Origin of the sequence: Chlamydia suis, from assembly GCF_900169085.1 — a bacterium.
Taxonomy (GTDB): domain Bacteria; phylum Chlamydiota; class Chlamydiia; order Chlamydiales; family Chlamydiaceae; genus Chlamydia; species Chlamydia suis.
The window spans coordinates 217,638-235,930 of record NZ_LT821323.1; the positions used below are offsets into that span (position 1 = coordinate 217,638).

The following is an 18,293-nucleotide window of genomic DNA, read 5'->3' on the forward strand; positions in this document are numbered from 1 at the left end:
TGAAGAAACCAAAACATTTTGCCAGGACCAAAGACGTCTTTTCCTTTAAGTAGAGCTGCTTTCTTTTTCAAGAGACAGCTCTTCTATAGATCAGAATTGCTCCCAGTCTAATTTAGAGGCGGTTGTTTAGAAAAGCTTCTAGTGCCGTATAGACAAGTCTTTAAAAGATTACAAAATCGCTTAACAATAAAGACAGCCTCCTCTAGACTCCTCGGAACATTTTTCAGAGGAGGAAAAAATGTTTGTTTCTTTTGATAAAACATTAGCTAATGAATACGGGCCTGATACTGCAGAATCCCTTGGAAACCTACTCTCTTACCCTGTAAATCGTGGGTTTGGATCTCTCGTTGCCGTAAAAACTTTAGGTCATAAAAGCTTCCCTCTTTTTTCTACAAAGGTTGTATCGATTTGCACACAAATTTGTTGCATCATAGCAACAATCCTGCTTGCTCCAATCATACTGTTAATGGCTCTTGCAGGAATTATAGCTTATAACTGCTCTACATCCTATCAGCAAACAAAGGCTCTTTTTTCTAAGTGGTTGTGTAACAGCATGAACACTTTGGAAACATTCCAAGAAAAAACTAAACCTATTATCACGCTGCAAAAACACCTTAAAGGCTTTTTAATAAGAAAACCTCTTCTAAATAGAGCGCTTTTCTCCCAGTATAAAACTGTATGCGAAAAAATTAATTCCGGTCTTCTCGATAACATTGATTGCATAAATCGTGATGGGGAGATCTCTTATATAGCAAAAGAGCTCCCCTTCTTAATTTTTAAAAAAGTAGGGGCTCAACAAGCTAAGCAGCACATTCAGAAGAACGTCGCTCTGAATGCCTGTTTGACAAACGCTGCGGTCCGGCATATCCAGATCTTGCCCGCAAGCGCCTATCAAGATTTTCTTGTTGAACAAAAGGCTTTTGGGCAAGGCCCTCTAGATACGTTAATCACTTACCAGGTGCGTCCCCAAAGCTTTGATGCCATCGTCAAAGACTTATTTAAGTTATTTCAGACTCACTATTTCCCAGAGTTGTTCTATAAGCCCAAACACTTCCGAGACCTGCCCTATAATCATTTTTTGCTAAATTTTCAGCAACCAAGATCCTCTGATCCGAAAACAAATCCTAGGTTGTATTTGACAGGCATTTCTGAGATCAGAAAACAACCTACGCCTAATTTGGTAGAAAAGTTAATCTCTCTTTTCCCTCAACACGGAGATCTGATTTGTGAAGAAGCGGTTAAATATCGGATTCCCATCCCCTCTAAAGAGGTTGTTGATGTTTTACAAAAACAAGGAAATTTAGCCCAAATACGAGTAACCGGAAACATTGACGATTCCATTAGCTACCTAACTCAAGAACACTCTAGTTTTAATAATTTTATTGGGACATGGCCCATATCTGGCATCTATTTTGCTTCTCAACAAGAACAGTTAGTCGACTGGCTGGAAGAACTTGATAAAAATCCATCCCTAACATCGCGTCCAAGAAAGTTTTTTAGAAAGGGATTTCTGTATTCTTTAACATGCAGTACATCCAGAGATATGGATTACAATTTTTTTGTCAAAGAACTGGTTGAACACATTTGTTCTAATCTACAAGAAGCTATAGAAACCCACCATAAAACGATGAGTGCTTTTGTAAATAGTTTCGGATCTTTACTAGAAAGTCGCTCCCCTGTGTTATCCAAAAAGACTATCCTGGCTTCCGCAGTAGCGTTTGTCCAAAGACGATTTGCAACTTATGTTGCTGAGCGCACTGATTTTGAACAACAAGGAAAGACTCTTCCTGACGATCCTAGAGATGATTTTGCCTCTTTAGAGGAAATACATAATCCTGAGTTTATAAATGAATTTAGCAAAGAATTTACAGAAGAATTTCTTTGGAAAATGTTGGATATATTTATGACGACTGATTGGATTGCAGGGTATGATCGTATGGAAGATTTTGATAATGGAGAATTCTTTAGAATCTTTCTATAATTATTGAATCGCCGTGTAAAGGCCTTGCACTAACTTTATAGAAAGTGCATAGGCCTAATCTTTCTTTTCCCGACTCCAAATAATTATTAAGAGTTTTCTTTTTTTTGTTGCTCGCTGCAAAACTGTTTTGGCTTTTTGCTAAGTTTTTTTGTACAATCCCTAAGCCGAATGATTGATTTCGTTAAAAGAATTACAATACTATTTGATTGGTTGCTGAAACTCTATGCATCAAAAGAAGTTTTTAGCGATTTCCATCGCTTTTGTGACTCTCGCCTTTGGATTAACATCTTGTTATCATAAAGAAGAGCTCCCAAAAGACTCCTTGCGTGTAGCGATTGGTCACGACCCCATGTCCTTAGACCCTCGCCAAGTTTTTTTAAATAAAGACGTTTCTATAGTGAAGGCGCTTTATGAGGGATTGGTTCGGAAAAGCGATAACATCCTCCAGTTAGCTTTAGCAGAAAGGTATCTTCAGTCCAAAGATGGGTGCGCATATACATTTTTTCTAAAAAAAACGTTTTGGTCTAATGGAGATCTTGTAACAGCTTATGATTTTGAAGAATCTATTAAGCAAATTTATTGTCGAGAAATTGATAACGTTACCTTAAGATCTCTTGCATTAATTAAAAACTCACATGCCGTTCTAACAAAAGAGCTGCCTATTGAACAATTAGGAGTGCGCGCTTTAAACGCATATACACTTGAAATCACTTTAGAAAGACCCTTTCCCCATTTTTTAGAGGTATTAACACACCCTGTTTTTTATCCAGTACATACTTCTTTACGCGAATATTACAAAGACAAACGCAGCAAGCGTTCCTTCCCAAAAGTTTCTAACGGACCATTCACAATCCAGTGTTACGAGCCACAAAGCTTTTTATTGCTCAACAAAAACCCGCTTTATCACGATCAGCAAAATGTGTTACTAAATGCGGTACGTTTACAGATAGTTTCTGATATTCATACAGCAACACAACTATTTCAAAAAAATCACGTTGATTTGGTGGGCTTTCCCTGGAGTTCTTCTTTCCCCCTAGAAGAGCAGAAAACTCTTCCCCGAGGCGTTTTATTCGATTACCCCGTCCTCAGCTGTACGGTTTTATTTTGCAATATTAACGATAAACCCTTAAATAATGCCTCTTTAAGAGCTGCGCTTTCTTTAGCTATCGATCGAGAAACTTTATTAAAAATAGCGGGTAAAGGGAGCGTTGCTACAAGTTTCGTACACCCTTGTTTATCTCGAATACCTTCGGAAGAGCTTCCTCGAGAAGAGCGCATAGCTTTAGCCAAAGCGCATTTAACAGAAGCATTAAACACGCTCTCTAAAGAAGATATAGAAAAAATTACGTTAATTTACCCCGTGGAATCTATTTGCCTACGGACGGTTGTTCAAGAGATTCGACAACAGCTTTTCGATGTCCTTGGCTTTAAAATCTCTACTTTAGGATTAGAATATCATTGTTTCTTAGATAAACGCGCTAAAGGAGAGTTTTCTTTAGCAACGGGAAACTGGACTGCTGATTATCATCACGCGAATTCTTTTTTATCTATTCTTGGGAACGGAACCGGCTATAAAGACTTGCAATTAATTGATTGGCAAAACCAAGAATATACGGGTATCGTAACCCGACTTTTGATAGAAGATTCCAGAGATTTACAACTTGTGGCGGAACGCCTACTGCTTAAAGAAAGTCCTCTTATTCCTCTATATCACTTAGATTATGTCTATGCTAAACATCCTAGGGTTTCTAATCTCCAAACCTCGCTTCTTGGAGAGGTTGATTTGAAAAAGGTTGTCCTATCAGAGTAATGAATCTCTAATTACTCCAATCTTATAGCGAAGATGAGCAAACAAGCTATAGCAAGAAAGGCTACAGCCGACGCCATTGGCATAGTAATAAAGCCTAAAAGGAACAGCTTGGTACTGCAAGAAACCTTGCCGCAAATATCAAGTGTCATACCTGGGATTTCTTGCAGACATATCTGATATATGGCAATACCGAACCCAATCAAAGTTAGCGGCAGAGCATATAGTTTAACCGCCAAATCTTCTCGGTACGCTGCAATACCAAGAATAACTACCAAAGGGAATAAGCAAATTCGTTGATAATAGCAGAGAACGCAAGGCTCTATGTTAAGCAGATAGCTATAATAGACGCTCATCAAAGTTCCTATACAAGCAACCAACCAAGCACAATATAAACAATAAGAGCGCAAGAGCTTAATCACTGTCCCTCCTCTTCCATCGCTTGTAAATGGCGCAGTTGTGTAATGACTCTTTCGATTTCATCGAAAGTTGGATCTTCAATAAGATAATCTCCTACAATCGCCGTGGGAGTAGCTAGCTGGCCTCCCATAACCTGAGAGCCATAAATATTATTTTTTTTGAGCTGTTCTGAGAATCTTTGAGAATTGACACATTGCATCAACCCCTTGGGATTGATTTCTCTACCGGAATGCGTGGGCAGTTTTTCTGCTAATTGCGTTAAAACTTCAGAAGTCGCCCAGTGAGATCCTTTATCTTTTTTATGAGTTAGAATTCTATGGAAATACTCCATATATGCTTCTGGATCTGGTCGCTTAGGGTCATGATGATAGACACAAAGTAAGGCTTGTGCTGCAGGCAGGGATCCTTTGATAAAACAAACAGGAATTAATGTAAAAGAAGCCTCCCCTGTATCAATAAAACGCTTTTTAATTAAGGGGAAAACCTCAGAGGAAAACTCTTCGCATGCAGAGCAAGAAGGCTCTTCAAACACGGTAATATTGATGGGCGCGTAAGGATTTCCAATCGTTGGAAAATGCTTCGCTGTAGTTGGAATGTGAGCCTTTGGAGGCATAACGGAACGCTTAGTTTGTACCATTAACCCCGCGCATAAAACAAATCCGATCGCAGTGGAAATAACAAGGATCTTTTTTCTCAAAGGAATCCTCTTACTCATTCTTTCGTATAGAAGTTGAGATAGGATAAAATTAAAAAAAACGGAACCCTTTTCTTGCTGAAATAGAAGAAGCTTCCACAACCTCTTTCTTAAAAAAAACTTTTTCTTTTCTCTTAGACTTTTTATGAGTCAAGAAACTCAAAGGGTCTTGTTTATGGAGAAAGATCTTTTAGAAAACGTTTATCGTCATTACCGTTATCGTTTTTTTAAATTAAGTATACTTCCTGCTCTACTTGGTCTTTGGCTATTTTTTACGCCAGACATTCTTAATTACTTAGATCCGGCGACGGTTCTATCAGATAGAGTGAGTGGTCTTCTTTTGATTTTGTTATCTGCACTTTCTTTTTATAATCATCTTATTTTGCGTTTGGGTATTTTCATCGGGCTTTGGATCTCCGCTTTCTCTTGTTATCCAGGTCTTTCACCTTTAGTTTTTGCTCATGATTCGTTGTTAGGCTTTGCTACTCTCGCTGTTATTTGCTTGCTTCCTAATCGCCCAGAAGATTTGGAAGTCGGGCCTACTATCCCAGAAACCTGCCACTACAATCCCTCTTCCGGAGGGAAAAGAGGAGCTGTTCTTCTCTTTTCTTTTTTAGGGTGGCTACAAAGTCGATATCTTACCTCTGCGGCTCTTCATATTGCAGATGCTGAGGCGACTTGTTCTCTTTTCGTTTCCTCCATCTTAATGATTATTTATTCCCTGCTTATTGTGCTTTCACTAACAGGAGGAGAACGGAGATGGCATACCCGCCCAAAAGTCGTTTTTATCACAGCTTTTCTGCTTTTTTGTGCGATAGGGTTAACTTTAGCGGCTATTCTCTTATCTCAATTATTCTTAACAAATTATAAAGGCGTAAGCTTAACGATTGCCCCAGTGTTTTCTCTGGCATTTTTTTATGATGAAATTCAGGCAGCATGGCACTACCTTACCCAATTTTTCTCGGATAAAAAAAAGTTAACTCGAATAGCCTTTTACGGATCTGAATATTATAAGGAATCTTTGTTTTGGGAAGAGCGCTCTGTTTTGTCTTTTTCGAAAGCTTGTAAACAGGCTTTCGAAGGGCTCGCTTTCCCGCTAAATTTAGTCTTAGCCTGTGTATTGGCTATTTGTTTCGTACAAATAAATGTGCACCTATCCCTTCCCGATACATGTCGATTCTTTATAAACAGTGCTTGCTGGTTTATTCTTGTGTTGTCGATTTTTTCTTTTGCAAAAAGTCTTCACCATCTCCGGTGGTTAAACCTGTTGTTTGCAGCCGGGATCGTACTTTCTCCTGTGATTTTTCACCTTCCTTTAGATGCAAAAACTCTATTGTCTATCGTCGCATCTGGTATTGCCTTTATTGCTCTATCTATAGGTCGACTATGATTCCTTCTACGTAAAAGGTGTTGCTGAAGAGTCTTGTTTCTCTAGCTGGCTTTCATGATCCCGTTTCTCCGATTCTGATAAATAAAGCCCCTCTCGAACGTGAGAAAACGCTGTTTCTATAGTCTCATCAAAAGAGGTTTTAGTAAGAGAGGTCTTCTTTATCAACAAAGAAGGCTTGGCCAGAGTTAACACAGCAAAAGTAAATCTTTTTGAAAAACCCTCAGGAAGTATTTCGCTTCTAAGAAAATTTACGAGCTGTTTTACAGAAAGTTCCTTAGGCTCAGCATCCTTGCAAAAAGCTACAGACTCAAAATAACAACTCGTGGCTATTTGCTGTTGTTTTTGGGTCACCAATTTTTGTTCTTTCCAAGCAACATAAAGTAGTAAAGCAACGGGAATTAACGCTAAAATTCCCGGAAGAATAAAAGGAAGAAAAATTTCAGAAAGAAAGAGCGTGTTTCCAATAAAGCAGAGCATAGAGCCTATACATAAAGCAAAAAGGGCTCCTACAGCCACGAGCATAGAAAAAAATATGATAGGCACGCTTTTGACTTTATGTTTATGAATTTCTTTTTGGATAGAGAGTTTTTCTTCTTTTGAGAGTATTTGTAATTGTTGCTCATAAAGAGCTCGCGAGGCGTGTTCCAGTTTTAAAGGATGGATCATCGTCACCCCAGATACTCTTTCATTTGTTGCAAAAGCTCTGCGATTCCTCGTTGTTTGTCTAGAAAAATTGGGAATAGCTTATGCTGCTTAATAGCAAAAAACGTTTCCCCTATTTCCAAACAGTCTTGCACATCATGCGAGGCAAGAATGATCGTTTTGCCTTTTTCTTTGGCCAACCTTCGCACATCTTGATACAGCGTTTCTTTTGTCAATGGGTCTAAAGAAGTAAAGGGCTCATCCAAGAGCAAAATCGGATTAGGAGACAAACTTTGCATAGCAAAAACAACGCGCTGCCGCTGCCCTCCGGATAACTCATCCGGAAACCGATCTAATAAGGAAGCTAGCCCGAAGGCTTGCACAACTTGATAAAAGTCTTGCTCTTGAACAACAGCTTTTTGTTTACGTGGACCCAATTCTGTAGGCAACAAAATGTTTTTTTTAACCGTGCGCCAAGGCAAAAGCGCGTCTTTTTGCTGCATATAGGAGACTTGTTCTTGTTTTATAGGTAGCCCCTCCCAAAGAACTTCTCCTGAAAAATCTGAGAGGAGCCCAGATAGGATTCTAAAAAGAGTTGTCTTCCCGCTTCCGGAAATTCCTAACACAACGGAAATGTGACCGGAAGCAAAGCTTGCCCCTGCGTTCTCAAAAACTAAATGAGACGCACTCGCATATCGCAAAGATTTCACAACTAACATGGATATAACTAGAGACTTCCGGACTTGCGGTTACCAAGACTTGAACTTGGGACCTCGACATTATCAGTGTCGCGCTCTAACCAACTGAGCTATAACCGCGGAAATGGAGACTAGGAGATTCGAACTCCTGACCTTCTGAATGCAAATCAGACGCTCTACCAACTAAGCTAAGTCCCCTCGAGAGCGGTTGCTGCTGACTAATACTCAGTAGCAAAGCGAAATCTTACTCCAAAAGGGATTTTAAGCACAAGAAAAGATTATCGAAAAAAAATAAAAACTTTTTCTTTTTCGTTAACAGCTCTCTTTTGGGGCCTAAACAGACCACTCCTGTGAAAAAGAGAGCTGTCTACTAAAAAGCTATAAGGACACTCGTTTTCTTATATCCATCTTTTTGGCACTTCGAACTTTAGTGACTTTAAAAGACTGAACAAAAGTGTTGTACTCCTTATCTAGAATTTCTGGAGAGCGCCCTTTATATACCATAAACACTTGATACAGAGTGTGATTTACAGAAACTAGCATTCCTCGGAAATATACATTGTCGCAAGCAATCCAAAATTCTAATGCTTTATGGCCCTGCATGGATGTTGCCTTAAGGTAAAGAACTTGGGATTCTGGGAGGGCATACAACATTCCCGCAAAACCTTCCTGTAGATTCAATTCAGGCTTGCTGATATCCACTTTTTCTGGATATTCCCAAACAGACACGACATATACCGTGTTATCGCTAAAAGTCTCTGCTACATAGGTGTCATAGCGGATAGACAAATCCGATTGCGGGACTTCTATAACTTGCCCAGAATGTTCGGGAAGCTCCGGAAACTGAACGGAAAAACCGCATTCCTGAGTATAGTCATAGCGCTTCCAGGATGCTGGGTCGGAGACTTTTGTAATAGCAGCCGTTGGAAGCTCTTCTGCGTCAGTAAGATTGCTCTTTCCTCCCGAGATCCACGCTTTCATCCGCCCAAAAAATCCACCCGTCTCTTCAGCGGAAAAAACTTCCACAGAAGACAGGGGGCTGATCAGGAGAATGGCTGACAAAGAAAGTTTGCAGAACTTAGAAAGCATAATAACAATAAAAACTAAAAGCTTTTTATTACTTTATGATAACTCTGCAGATAGTTTTTCTTATAAAGAAAAATCGCAAACAAAAACACAGCTCGTTCACGATAAGCTTTTTAGGAATGGCCTCGTCTCAATAGAACTTCCCCAGAAGTTTTTTCGAGAAAAAGACGTGATTCGTTATTTAAAAAATAAAGAAAATAGCTCCTATCAGGAATACTCTTGATTGTTAACTATTCTCTTGTTAGGATGATCGAGTTCTGTTCTGGGACTCTGATCATAAAGTAAATGTAGACCAACATTTTAAGAAGAACTCTCTTCTTAGAGATGTTACATTAAGGGGGTACGATGTTTGCGTTCTTAACAAGCAAAAAAATCGGTATTCTCCCCGCTAGATGGGGAAGTTCTCGCTTCCCCGGTAAACCTTTAGCAGAAATTTTAGGAAAAAGCCTGATTCAAAGAGCTTACGAGAATGCCTTACTTAGTCGTTCTTTGGATTGCGTGGTTGTGGCAACAGATGATCAACGTATCTTCGACCATGTCGTAGGATTCGGAGGATTATGCGTAATGACTAGCGAGGCTTGCGCTAACGGAACAGAACGCGTGGAAGAAGCCGTCTCACAATACTTCCCTCAAGCAGAGATCGTTGTGAACATCCAAGGAGATGAGCCTTGCTTGTCTCCAGCAGTCATCGATGGGCTCGTAGAAATGCTCGAGAGCAACCTCACTATAGACATGGTCACTCCTGTTACAGAAACAACTGACCCTGAAGCCATTTTGACAAATCACAAAGTGAAGTGCGTTTTTGATAAAACTGGCCGAGCACTTTATTTTAGCAGAAGTGTTATTCCTCATAACTTCAAGCGTTCGACGCCTTTTTATTTACACGTTGGCGTCTATGCCTTTAGAAGAGCTTTTCTTAGTGAGTATGTAAACATCTCCCCTTCCTCTTTAAGTGAGGCCGAAGATCTTGAGCAGTTGCGCGTGTTAGAATCAGGTCGTTCCATCTATGTTCATGTTGTTCACAATGCAACAGGGCCTTCCGTGGATTATCCAGAAGATATAACTAAAGTGGAGCAGTATTTATTATGTCTTTCAAAAGCATCTTCTTGACCGGAGGCGTAGTTTCTTCTTTAGGAAAAGGGCTAACTGCAGCTTCTTTAGCTCTCTTATTAGAGAGACAAGGCCTGAAAATTGCTATGCTCAAGTTAGACCCTTATTTGAACGTCGATCCAGGGACCATGAACCCCTATGAACATGGAGAGGTTTACGTCACTGATGATGGCGTAGAAACGGATTTGGACCTAGGGCATTATCATCGTTTTTCTTCAGTGCAACTTTCTAAATACTCTACGGCTACCTCAGGACAAATTTATACCCGAGTGATCACTAAAGAACGAAATGGTGCGTTCTTAGGAAGAACAGTTCAAGTTATCCCTCATGTCACTAACGAAATTATTCAAGTCATTCAATCGTGCGCAGAACATTATAAACCTGATGTGCTCATTGTAGAAATCGGTGGAACAATTGGGGATATTGAATCCCTCCCTTTTTTGGAAGCTGTGCGCCAATTTCGTTGCGAACATCCTCAGGATTGTCTGAGCCTTCACATGACCTACGTTCCTTATTTAAAAGCAGCGAAGGAAATTAAAACCAAACCTACTCAACACTCCGTCCAAAATTTACGAAGCATCGGAATCTCTCCAGATGCAATTCTTTGCCGTTCTGAATCCCCGCTTAACTCGGAAGTAAAAAGAAAAATCAGTCTTTTTTGTAACGTGCCAGAACACGCGGTTTTCAATGCGATTGACTTAGAACGCTCCATTTATGAAATGCCCTTGTTGTTAGCCCAAGAAAACATAGCCGATTTCTTGTTGCACAAGCTCGGATTCTCTCCCAAACCCTTGGATCTCAGCGACTGGGAAAATCTTGTAACGGCTTTATGTGATCAAAATCGTCCAGTTGTTCGGATAGGACTAGTAGGGAAATACTTGGAACATAAAGACGCGTACAAATCTATATCCGAATCTCTATCTCACGCTTCTGTTCCGGCCGGTTGTTCTCTAGAGATCGCTCCGATTTCTCCCGAATCAGAAGATCTTTTGGAGCAACTTTCTAAATGTGACGGATGTTTAATTCCTGGAGGGTTCGGAACAAGAAGCTGGGAAGGGAAAATTACTGCCGCAGGTTATTGCAGAGAGCACAACATCCCCTGCTTCGGGATTTGTCTTGGAATGCAGGCCTTAGTAGTTGAATACGCAAGATATGCTTTAAATAGTCCTTTAGCAAACTCGTTAGAAATGGATCCTGCTACCCCAGATCCCGTTGTATGCATGATGCATGGACAAGATACTGAGATCAAAGGAGGAACCATGCGACTGGGAGCCTATCCTTGCCGAATCGACCCCGAATCGAAAGCTTTTGCTGCTTACAAAAAAGATCTTGTTCAAGAGCGTCACCGACATCGTTACGAAGTGAACCCTTCATATATAAATCGCTTACAAGAAAATGGACTAAAAATATCCGGCGTTTGTCCTCAAGGAGAACTTTGCGAAATTGTAGAAATTTCTAATCACCGATGGATGCTAGGCGTACAATTTCATCCTGAATTTTTATCGAAGTTAACAAAACCTCATCCTCTTTTTGTAGAGTTTCTGCGTGCCGCTCTTGCTTATTCTTTGGAGAAAAGGCATGGATAAACAAAAAGAGGTTTTTTTAGGAGTGGATTACGGGAAGAAGCGCATAGGACTAGCCTTTGCTAGCGCGCCTCTTTTGATTACATTACCCATCGGGAACATAGATACCCCTCCCTCTCTTGCTCTAACAGCCCAAGCGCTCATTGCGATCGCCAAAGAGCGCGCTGTTACCACCATAGTTTTTGGGAATCCGCTACCTATGCAAAAAGCTTACGCTTCTAGTCTGCAATCAGAAATTCAAGAATTGGCAGCGCTTGTCCAAGAGATGACCTCTTTGGAAGTGGTCCTTTGGGATGAGCGCCTGTCCTCCGCACAAGCTGAACGCATGTTAAAAAATGATTGCGGACTCAGCAGAAAACAACGAAAACATTCTTCCGATAGTCTTGCTGCGACATTAATTCTTTCTAGTTTTTTAGATTTTCGAAAATTTTATTAGAATCATGCCGGGATAAAGCCAGCTGTTTAGGAGAGAAATCTTTTTGAGCACATATTCATTTTTTTGGTATCGTGAGCTTCCTTTTAGGAATTAACTCTTTACATTAGGTTGTACCGTGGAAGAAATAAAAGAAATCGGCCCCACATTACCAGCCTGTCCTCCTTGTGTCATGGTTATCTTTGGAGCTACAGGAGATTTAACCGCAAGGAAGCTCTTTCCCGCTTTATACAATTTAACGAAAGAAGGACGTTTGTCCGAACATTTCGTCTGTGTAGGATTTGCTAGACGGCCTAAATCTCATGAGCAATTTCGTGAAGAGATGAAGCAAGCCGTTCAAAATTTTTCTCGTTCGTCAGAAATAGATATTCGAGTCTGGGAAAGCCTTGAAAATAGAATCTTCTATCATCAAGCGAATTTTTCTGATGAAGAGGGCTTTGCTTCTTTAAAAACATTTTTAGAACAGCTGGATCATGAGTACGGCACGCAGGGAAACCGCCTTTTCTATCTCTCTACACCTCCAGATTATTTCCAAGACATCATCCGCAATCTAAACAGACATCAGCTGTTTTATCATGAGCAAGGGGCCCAACAGCCTTGGTCTAGGCTAATTATAGAAAAACCTTTTGGAGTGAATTTAGAAACGGCTCAGGAGCTCCAGCAATGTATTGATGCGAATATCGATGAAGAGTCTGTTTATCGAATAGATCATTATTTGGGGAAGGAAACAGTTCAAAATATTTTGACTATACGCTTTGCTAATACGTTATTTGAATCTTGCTGGAACTCTCAATATATTGATCACGTACAAATTAGTGTTAGCGAATCCATTGGCATAGGATCTCGGGGGAACTTTTTTGAAAAATCTGGGATGCTAAGAGACATGGTACAGAATCACCTGATGCAGTTACTGTGTCTGCTCACCATGGAGCCCCCTTCCGAGTTTTCTTCTGAAGAAATTAAAAAAGAAAAAATTAAAATTTTGAAAAAGATCCTTCCTATCCAAGAAGAGAACGTGGTTCGAGGCCAATATGGAGAAGGAACTGTGCAAGGGGTTTCTGTCTTGGGTTACCGAGAAGAAGAAAATGTTGACCCAAACTCTTTAGTGGAAACCTATGTAGCCTTAAAACTATTCATAGATAACCCTCGTTGGAAAGGGGTCCCTTTTTATTTGCAAGCAGGGAAGCGTCTTCCTAAAAGAACAACAGACATCGCAATTATCTTTAAAAAGTCTAACTATAACTTATTTAATGCAGAAAGCTGCCCTTTATGCCCGTTAGAGAATGATTTATTGATTATCCGCATTCAGCCAGATGAAGGGGTTGCTTTACAATTTAACTGCAAAGTCCCTGGGACAAATAAACTCGTGCGCCCAGTAAAAATGGATTTTCGTTACGATAGTTATTTTAATACAGTCACTCCAGAAGCTTATGAACGATTACTATGTGACTGTATCCTTGGCGACAGAACTCTTTTTACCAGCAACGAAGAAGTTTTAGCATCTTGGGAGCTTTTTTCTCCTTTGTTAGAACAGTGGTCCAAAGTTCGTCCTATTTTCCCTAACTATGTTGCAGGATCTTTGCGGCCTCAAGAAGCTGATAAACTCTTATCCAGAGATGGAAGAGCCTGGCGCTCTTATTAATTTTTTTGCAAGAGGTTATATATACATGGCTACCCTTATTAGCCTAAATGATGCGAATAGAATGCTTATATCCGAATCTCAAGAAGATTTTTTACAAATCGCTTGTTACGATTGGATTTCTACAGCAAATAAAGCGATTCATAAACGCGGAGCTTTCTATGTCGCCCTTTCTGGAGGGAAAACCCCCTTACAAATTTTTCAAGAGATCGTTAAAAAGCGCGCAGCCATTTCAGACTGTTCGAAGATCTTTGTTTTTTGGGGTGATGAACGAGCCAGTGAAGATGTAGAAGCCGGGAGCAATTACCTAAAAGCTATGGACATCTTAAAAGGTTTGCGCGTTCCCGAATCACAAATCTTTCGCATGGATACTGCTAACCCGAAAGGAGATGAAGCATATGAAAATCTTATCCGGGAAAATGTTCCTGATACTATTTTCGATATGATCATGCTTGGTGTCGGTGAAGACGGACACACCCTTTCTCTTTTTCCTGGGACTGCTGCTTTAGAAGAAACGGAGCGACTCGTAGTTTTCAATGAGGTCCCCCAATTACAGACCCATCGAATGACCTTAACTTTTCCGATTGTTCGACGAGCTCGTCATTTAGTTGCTTACATTCAAGGATCAGCTAAACAGGATCTGTTTCACAAGCTTCTACATCCTTTAGGCCGGGATACCTTTCCTATAGAGCGAATAGGAACTCCTCAGAATCCTTTACAGTGGGTATTATCCTCTGATTGTTGTAGAGCAACGGATCTAGCAGATATCCCTGCGGATTGTAAGTTAGAAATGTTTTAATTCCTTCTTTTGTCTGCGTATAGCTGCTCTCTGACGGTTTCTAAAAGACCATAACTGCAAACAGATCCATTCAAGGCAACTTGACGCAGAAGAGTAAGTGTCTAAAGCCTGTGTAGCTCGGGTAATAATTGAGAGAACTTCTTCCAAAGGGTATACGGGCATTGTTTTGATTTCATTTAACAAATTAGGATACGTAAGCGAAGACGCCGGCATCCCTTTTGCTAAGAAAAACCGATCTCTGAACAGTTGTAAAAGGACCGTTAACAGAGCTTTCGTTTTATCTCGAAGCACCTGTTTATCTTCATCTGGAGCTCCTTTTACTAAACCTCCCACACGCATCACAGATTCTTTGCCTTGTGCTAAACTGATTAAAAAAGCTATGTCCTTTTGATCAACCACAAAATTTTTCTCTATAGGGACATGAAAAGACACGCATCTGGACCGAATAGTAGGTGGCAGCCTCTGTGGCGAAGTGGACACAAGAATAAATATCCCATAAGGCGGAGGATCTTCTAAAAGCTTTAGAAAAGCTGAGATAGCATCTAATGTTATCCTATCTGCTTCATGAATAAGATAAATTTTATAAGGGCTTTCATAAGGATGTATCCAAATATCCCTTCTGATTGTACGAGGAGTCTCGATTGTATGAAGACGGCCCTTCCCTTGAGGCGAGTACTCGTATATATCAGGATGTAGTCTGTTTGCTAATTTATAGGCTGCTTCTGGAGAACTTTCTTTAATAATTAGAGAGGCATAATCATAAGCACGAGCTGACAAAACAGCCAAATCTTGCCCATGTAAAATGATTGCAGAAGGGATCTTCTGATCACGGACTCTTTGTACAAGAATCTCCCAAGAAGAGCTCTCCATCAACACCTCCTTTATATCAAAGCTCGAATCTGAGAAAGAGCTTGATCAACGGAAACTTCCGTTGGCAAGAAAGCATCTAGAATTCTATATCTGTCTGGAGATCTTTCTGCTAAAGCGAGGAATCCTTTCCTAGCCGCTTGGTGAAAAGTTCGAGGCTTTTGTTCGAATTTATCGAGTTGTTTTTGTCGAGTTTTTCTTAGCAAGCCCTCTTGTTCCGGCAAATCCAATAAAAAGGTAATATCCGGAAGAAAGGGCTCCTCTCCTACTACACGATAACACAAATCCGTAACAAAAGCCTCGCCCAGTCCTCCTGCTATTCCCTGGTACACAATGGTAGAATCATGAAAACGATCACATATGACAGTTTTCCCAGCTTTAAGAGCCGGAAGAATTTTCTCCTGAATATGCTGCGCCCGAGCCGCAAGAAACAGAAACAGTTCAGCATAAGAAGAGACTTCCTGTGTGGGGTCCAGCACAAGCTTCCGCACCTGCTCACCAAAAGAGCTACCGCCAGGCTCTCTTGTTGTGACCACTTCCCTTCCTTCTTCTATTAAACGTTGAGAAAGAGCCTGAGTAAACTGTGTTTTCCCTACCCCTTCTCCACCTTCTACTACAATAAACACCTTACTCCTCTATCGCTTGTCCAACCTGAATGCTCGCGGCACTCTCTTCAGCTTCTCCAGATTCTGGATTTACGGACAATTTTTCCATAGCAACAAGAGTGTCGCCTTCTCGAAGGTTTACTAGGCGAACACCTTGAGTAGCCCTTCCCATTACACGAACATCTTGCATATTGATGCGTATTGCTTGCCCTTGAGCAGACATAAGTAAAATACTATCGCAATCCGTTACCGGAATTGCACCTAATACGTCTCCGTTTCTTTGATTAATCACGATGGAACGAACACCAACACTACCTCTGTTAGTTTCCCGGAAATCACAAACCAAAGAACGTTTTCCAAATCCATTATCACAAACGACCAAAACGCTTTGATCATCTGTAACAACTTGACAACTGACGACAAAGTCTTCCTCATTTTTCAAAGAAACTCCCCGAACACCTCGAGCAGCACGTCCCATTGGACGCACTTTATCATGAGGGAACCGCACCGCCATTCCTAGACGAGTAAACAACATAATCTTGTCTTCGTCATTAGCTATATGCCGGGCTGCAATAAGTTCGTCCCCATCATCTATCTCTAAAGCTCGTATTCCCTTTTTACGAGGGCTGCCAAAAGCGTCTAAAGAGACTTTTTTAACAACTCCTTTTTTCGTTGCTAAAAAGAGATATTCTCCTTGCTCAAAACGTTTTACATTAAGAACAGCTGCAACCTGCTCTCCTGGACGAATCCCTTCTAAGAAGTTAATGATAGGTTTCCCTTTGGCTCGTCGCTCTCCTTCAGGAAGCTGCCATACCTTAAGCCAGTAGCATTGGCCTAGATTAGTGAAAATCAGCAAGTAATCTTTTGTTGAAGCAGAATAAACAGATTTTAAGAAGTCCGAGCCTTTTTTCATATCGAACCCAGTTACTCCTTGACCTCCCCGTTTTTGCTCGCGGAAGACTTTCACTGGCATACGCTTCACATAATCATCCCCAGAAATGGTAATGATTACGGACTCGTCCGAAATAATATCTTCTATATCCCGAACATCGCTAGCATCCATTTCTATCGTGGTACGACGAGGAGTCTTATGCACCTTATGTAATTCTTGCAATTCTTCTCGGATGATATTTTTGACTAACTCTTCCTCCGCCAAAACTTTCCGATAATAAGCAATTTTTTCTAGAAGCTCACTATACTCTTTTTGCACCTTATCCGATTCTAATCCTGTAAGCTGGTATAATCGCAATTCTAGAATTGCTAAAGCTTGCGCATCCGAAAAACCGAATAATTCAACGAGCTGCTGCTTCGCATGCTCTTTATTGGAGCTTCCCCGAATTGTTTTAACGACCTCATCCAAATGGGAAAGAGCTTTCAAAAAGCCTTCTAATATATGAGCGCGTGCTTCTGCTTTATTTAATTCGTAACGAGTTCTTCTTCGGATAACATCCATACGGTGACGAATCCAAGCAGAAATCATTCTATGGATATTCATCGTGCGAGGAAGATTTTTATCTAGAGCTAACATGTTAGCCCCAAATGTCACTTGCACATCTGTGAACTTATACAAGCGATTAATAACGACTTCAGAAGATTCGCCCTTCTTCAATTCTAATACAACACGAATCCCCTCTTTGTCTGACTCATCACGAACATCCGATATCCCTGTTAAAGTCTTTTCATTAATTAGCTCGGCTATTTGCTCAATTAGTCGTGATTTGTTTACGTTGTAAGGCATTTCCGTGAGAATAATATTCTCTCGCTGCTTATCCGAGTTTTCCTCTACATGCAAACGAGCACGCAAACGTAATTTCCCTCTTCCTGTGTAATAAGTAGAGCGAATTCCCTCTGAGCCACAAATAATTCCCCCCGTAGGGAAATCTGGACCAGGCATTACTTGTAAAATTTCTTCTATAGAAGTTTGACTGTTGGCCAAAACCAATAACGTTGCGTCTATCAATTCCCCCAAATTATGCGGAGGAATATTGGTAGCCATCCCTACAGCAATCCCAGAAGAACCATTGCAAAGTAGATTAGGGAATTTTGACGGAAAAACGACAGGCTCATACTTCGTTTCGTCATAGTTGGGAACCATGTCCACAGTGTCTTTGTCTAGATCCTCTAACAAGAAGATCGCACTATGAGTCAAACGGGCCTCAGTATACCGCATAGCCGCAGCTGGGTCTCCGTCAATGGACCCAAAATTTCCTTGCCCATCCACAAGAGGGTAGCGCATAGCCCAGTCTTGAGCCATTCTTACCAAAGTAGGATAAATCACGCTTTCTCCGTGAGGGTGATAATCCCCGGAGGTGTCTCCACAAATTTTTGCACATTTTCTGTGCTTTGCCCCAGGAGTCAGATTTAGCTGCTTCATAGCATACAAAATGCGTCGTTGAGAAGGCTTTAAACCATCTCGAGCATCAGGCAAAGCTCGGGAAATAATAACGGACATGGAGTAGCGAAGGTAGCTCTCCTTCATCTCCTCCTCAAGATTTTTAGGGACGATGATTTCTTCTTTATTCAGCATGGTCGTCCTGTC

At 40.7% G+C, this 18,293-nt stretch carries 16 protein-coding genes and 2 tRNA genes; 8 read left to right on the forward strand and 10 right to left on the reverse strand.

Annotated features, from left to right (window positions below; all coding sequences use genetic code 11):
* The first annotated feature begins 238 nt into the window (after nt 1-238).
* Nucleotides 239-1,981 (forward strand): hypothetical protein, encoded by a 1,743-nt coding sequence (locus tag B6E89_RS05045; protein ID WP_231909330.1) that lies wholly within the window; start codon nt 239-241, stop codon nt 1,979-1,981.
* Nucleotides 1,982-2,204: 223 nt separating this feature from the next.
* Complete coding sequence (locus B6E89_RS00945; protein WP_080132900.1) at nt 2,205-3,791, forward strand: peptide ABC transporter substrate-binding protein; 1,587 nt, start codon at nt 2,205-2,207, stop codon at nt 3,789-3,791.
* 11 nt (nt 3,792-3,802) lie between these two features.
* Here B6E89_RS00945 and B6E89_RS00950 read toward each other — a convergent pair whose 3' ends face one another.
* Nucleotides 3,803-4,210, reverse strand: a complete 408-nt coding sequence (locus B6E89_RS00950) for a disulfide formation protein (RefSeq protein WP_035405811.1) — start codon at nt 4,208-4,210, stop codon at nt 3,803-3,805.
* A complete protein-coding gene (locus B6E89_RS00955) occupies nt 4,207-4,923 on the reverse strand; it encodes a thioredoxin domain-containing protein (protein WP_080126921.1) in 717 nt (238 codons plus the stop codon). The genes B6E89_RS00950 and B6E89_RS00955 overlap by 4 nt, the downstream gene beginning before the upstream one ends.
* Before the next feature lie 154 nt (nt 4,924-5,077).
* Between B6E89_RS00955 and B6E89_RS00960 the strand changes: the two genes are divergently transcribed.
* Nucleotides 5,078-6,292: a membrane protein gene (locus tag B6E89_RS00960; protein ID WP_035406251.1), complete on the forward strand. Its 1,215-nt coding sequence runs from the start codon at nt 5,078-5,080 to the stop codon at nt 6,290-6,292.
* Between the two features lie 6 nt (nt 6,293-6,298).
* On the opposite strand, the gene B6E89_RS00965 is transcribed toward B6E89_RS00960, so the two are convergent.
* The 5 genes from B6E89_RS00965 to B6E89_RS00985 form a co-directional block, all read right to left on the reverse strand.
* On the reverse strand, nt 6,299-6,958 hold the full coding sequence (locus tag B6E89_RS00965) for a hypothetical protein (protein ID WP_080132902.1): 660 nt from the start codon (nt 6,956-6,958) through the stop codon (nt 6,299-6,301).
* A gap of 2 nt (nt 6,959-6,960) precedes the next feature.
* Nucleotides 6,961-7,653, reverse strand: a complete 693-nt coding sequence (locus tag B6E89_RS00970) for an ABC transporter ATP-binding protein (protein ID WP_080132904.1) — start codon at nt 7,651-7,653, stop codon at nt 6,961-6,963.
* Nucleotides 7,654-7,678: 25 nt separating this feature from the next.
* Nucleotides 7,679-7,752 (reverse strand) — tRNA-Ile (locus B6E89_RS00975).
* A 5-nt stretch (nt 7,753-7,757) separates the two neighbouring features.
* Nucleotides 7,758-7,830: transfer RNA gene (locus B6E89_RS00980), tRNA-Ala, on the reverse strand.
* A gap of 180 nt (nt 7,831-8,010) precedes the next feature.
* Nucleotides 8,011-8,721, reverse strand: coding sequence for a hypothetical protein (locus B6E89_RS00985; protein ID WP_035405820.1), 711 nt, complete (start codon nt 8,719-8,721; stop codon nt 8,011-8,013).
* Between the two features lie 342 nt (nt 8,722-9,063).
* On the opposite strand from B6E89_RS00985, the gene kdsB reads away from it, so the two are divergent.
* The 5 genes from kdsB (at nt 9,064) to pgl (ending at nt 14,282) form a co-directional block, all read left to right on the forward strand.
* The gene (gene kdsB / locus B6E89_RS00995; RefSeq protein WP_080124274.1) at nt 9,064-9,828 is read left to right on the forward strand and encodes a 3-deoxy-manno-octulosonate cytidylyltransferase; all 765 of its coding nucleotides are present in this window, start codon (nt 9,064-9,066) and stop codon (nt 9,826-9,828) included.
* Entirely contained in the window at nt 9,804-11,414 is a 1,611-nt protein-coding gene (locus B6E89_RS01000) for a CTP synthase (protein ID WP_080132907.1), read from the forward strand. The genes kdsB and B6E89_RS01000 overlap by 25 nt, the downstream gene beginning before the upstream one ends.
* Nucleotides 11,407-11,847, forward strand: a complete 441-nt coding sequence (ruvX, locus tag B6E89_RS01005; protein WP_035405829.1) for a Holliday junction resolvase RuvX — start codon at nt 11,407-11,409, stop codon at nt 11,845-11,847. The genes B6E89_RS01000 and ruvX overlap by 8 nt, the downstream gene beginning before the upstream one ends.
* Nucleotides 11,848-11,962: 115 nt before the next feature.
* Nucleotides 11,963-13,486, forward strand: coding sequence for a glucose-6-phosphate dehydrogenase (gene zwf / locus B6E89_RS01010; RefSeq protein WP_080132910.1), 1,524 nt, complete (start codon nt 11,963-11,965; stop codon nt 13,484-13,486).
* Between the two features lie 25 nt (nt 13,487-13,511).
* The gene (gene pgl / locus B6E89_RS01015; protein WP_035406254.1) at nt 13,512-14,282 is read left to right on the forward strand and encodes a 6-phosphogluconolactonase; all 771 of its coding nucleotides are present in this window, start codon (nt 13,512-13,514) and stop codon (nt 14,280-14,282) included.
* On the opposite strand, the gene B6E89_RS01020 is transcribed toward pgl, so the two are convergent.
* Genes B6E89_RS01020 through gyrA form a run of 3 tightly spaced genes read right to left on the reverse strand, consistent with a single transcriptional unit; the run spans nt 14,268 to nt 18,281 of the window.
* The gene (locus tag B6E89_RS01020) at nt 14,268-15,152 is read right to left on the reverse strand and encodes a DNA polymerase III subunit delta' (RefSeq protein WP_080132913.1); all 885 of its coding nucleotides are present in this window, start codon (nt 15,150-15,152) and stop codon (nt 14,268-14,270) included. The genes pgl and B6E89_RS01020 overlap by 15 nt on opposite strands.
* Before the next feature lie 11 nt (nt 15,153-15,163).
* A complete protein-coding gene (gene tmk / locus B6E89_RS01025) occupies nt 15,164-15,775 on the reverse strand; it encodes a dTMP kinase (protein WP_080121245.1) in 612 nt (203 codons plus the stop codon).
* A 1-nt stretch (nt 15,776) separates the two neighbouring features.
* Nucleotides 15,777-18,281, reverse strand: a complete 2,505-nt coding sequence (gene gyrA / locus B6E89_RS01030) for a DNA topoisomerase (ATP-hydrolyzing) subunit A (protein ID WP_080132916.1) — start codon at nt 18,279-18,281, stop codon at nt 15,777-15,779.
* Nucleotides 18,282-18,293: the final 12 nt, after the last annotated feature.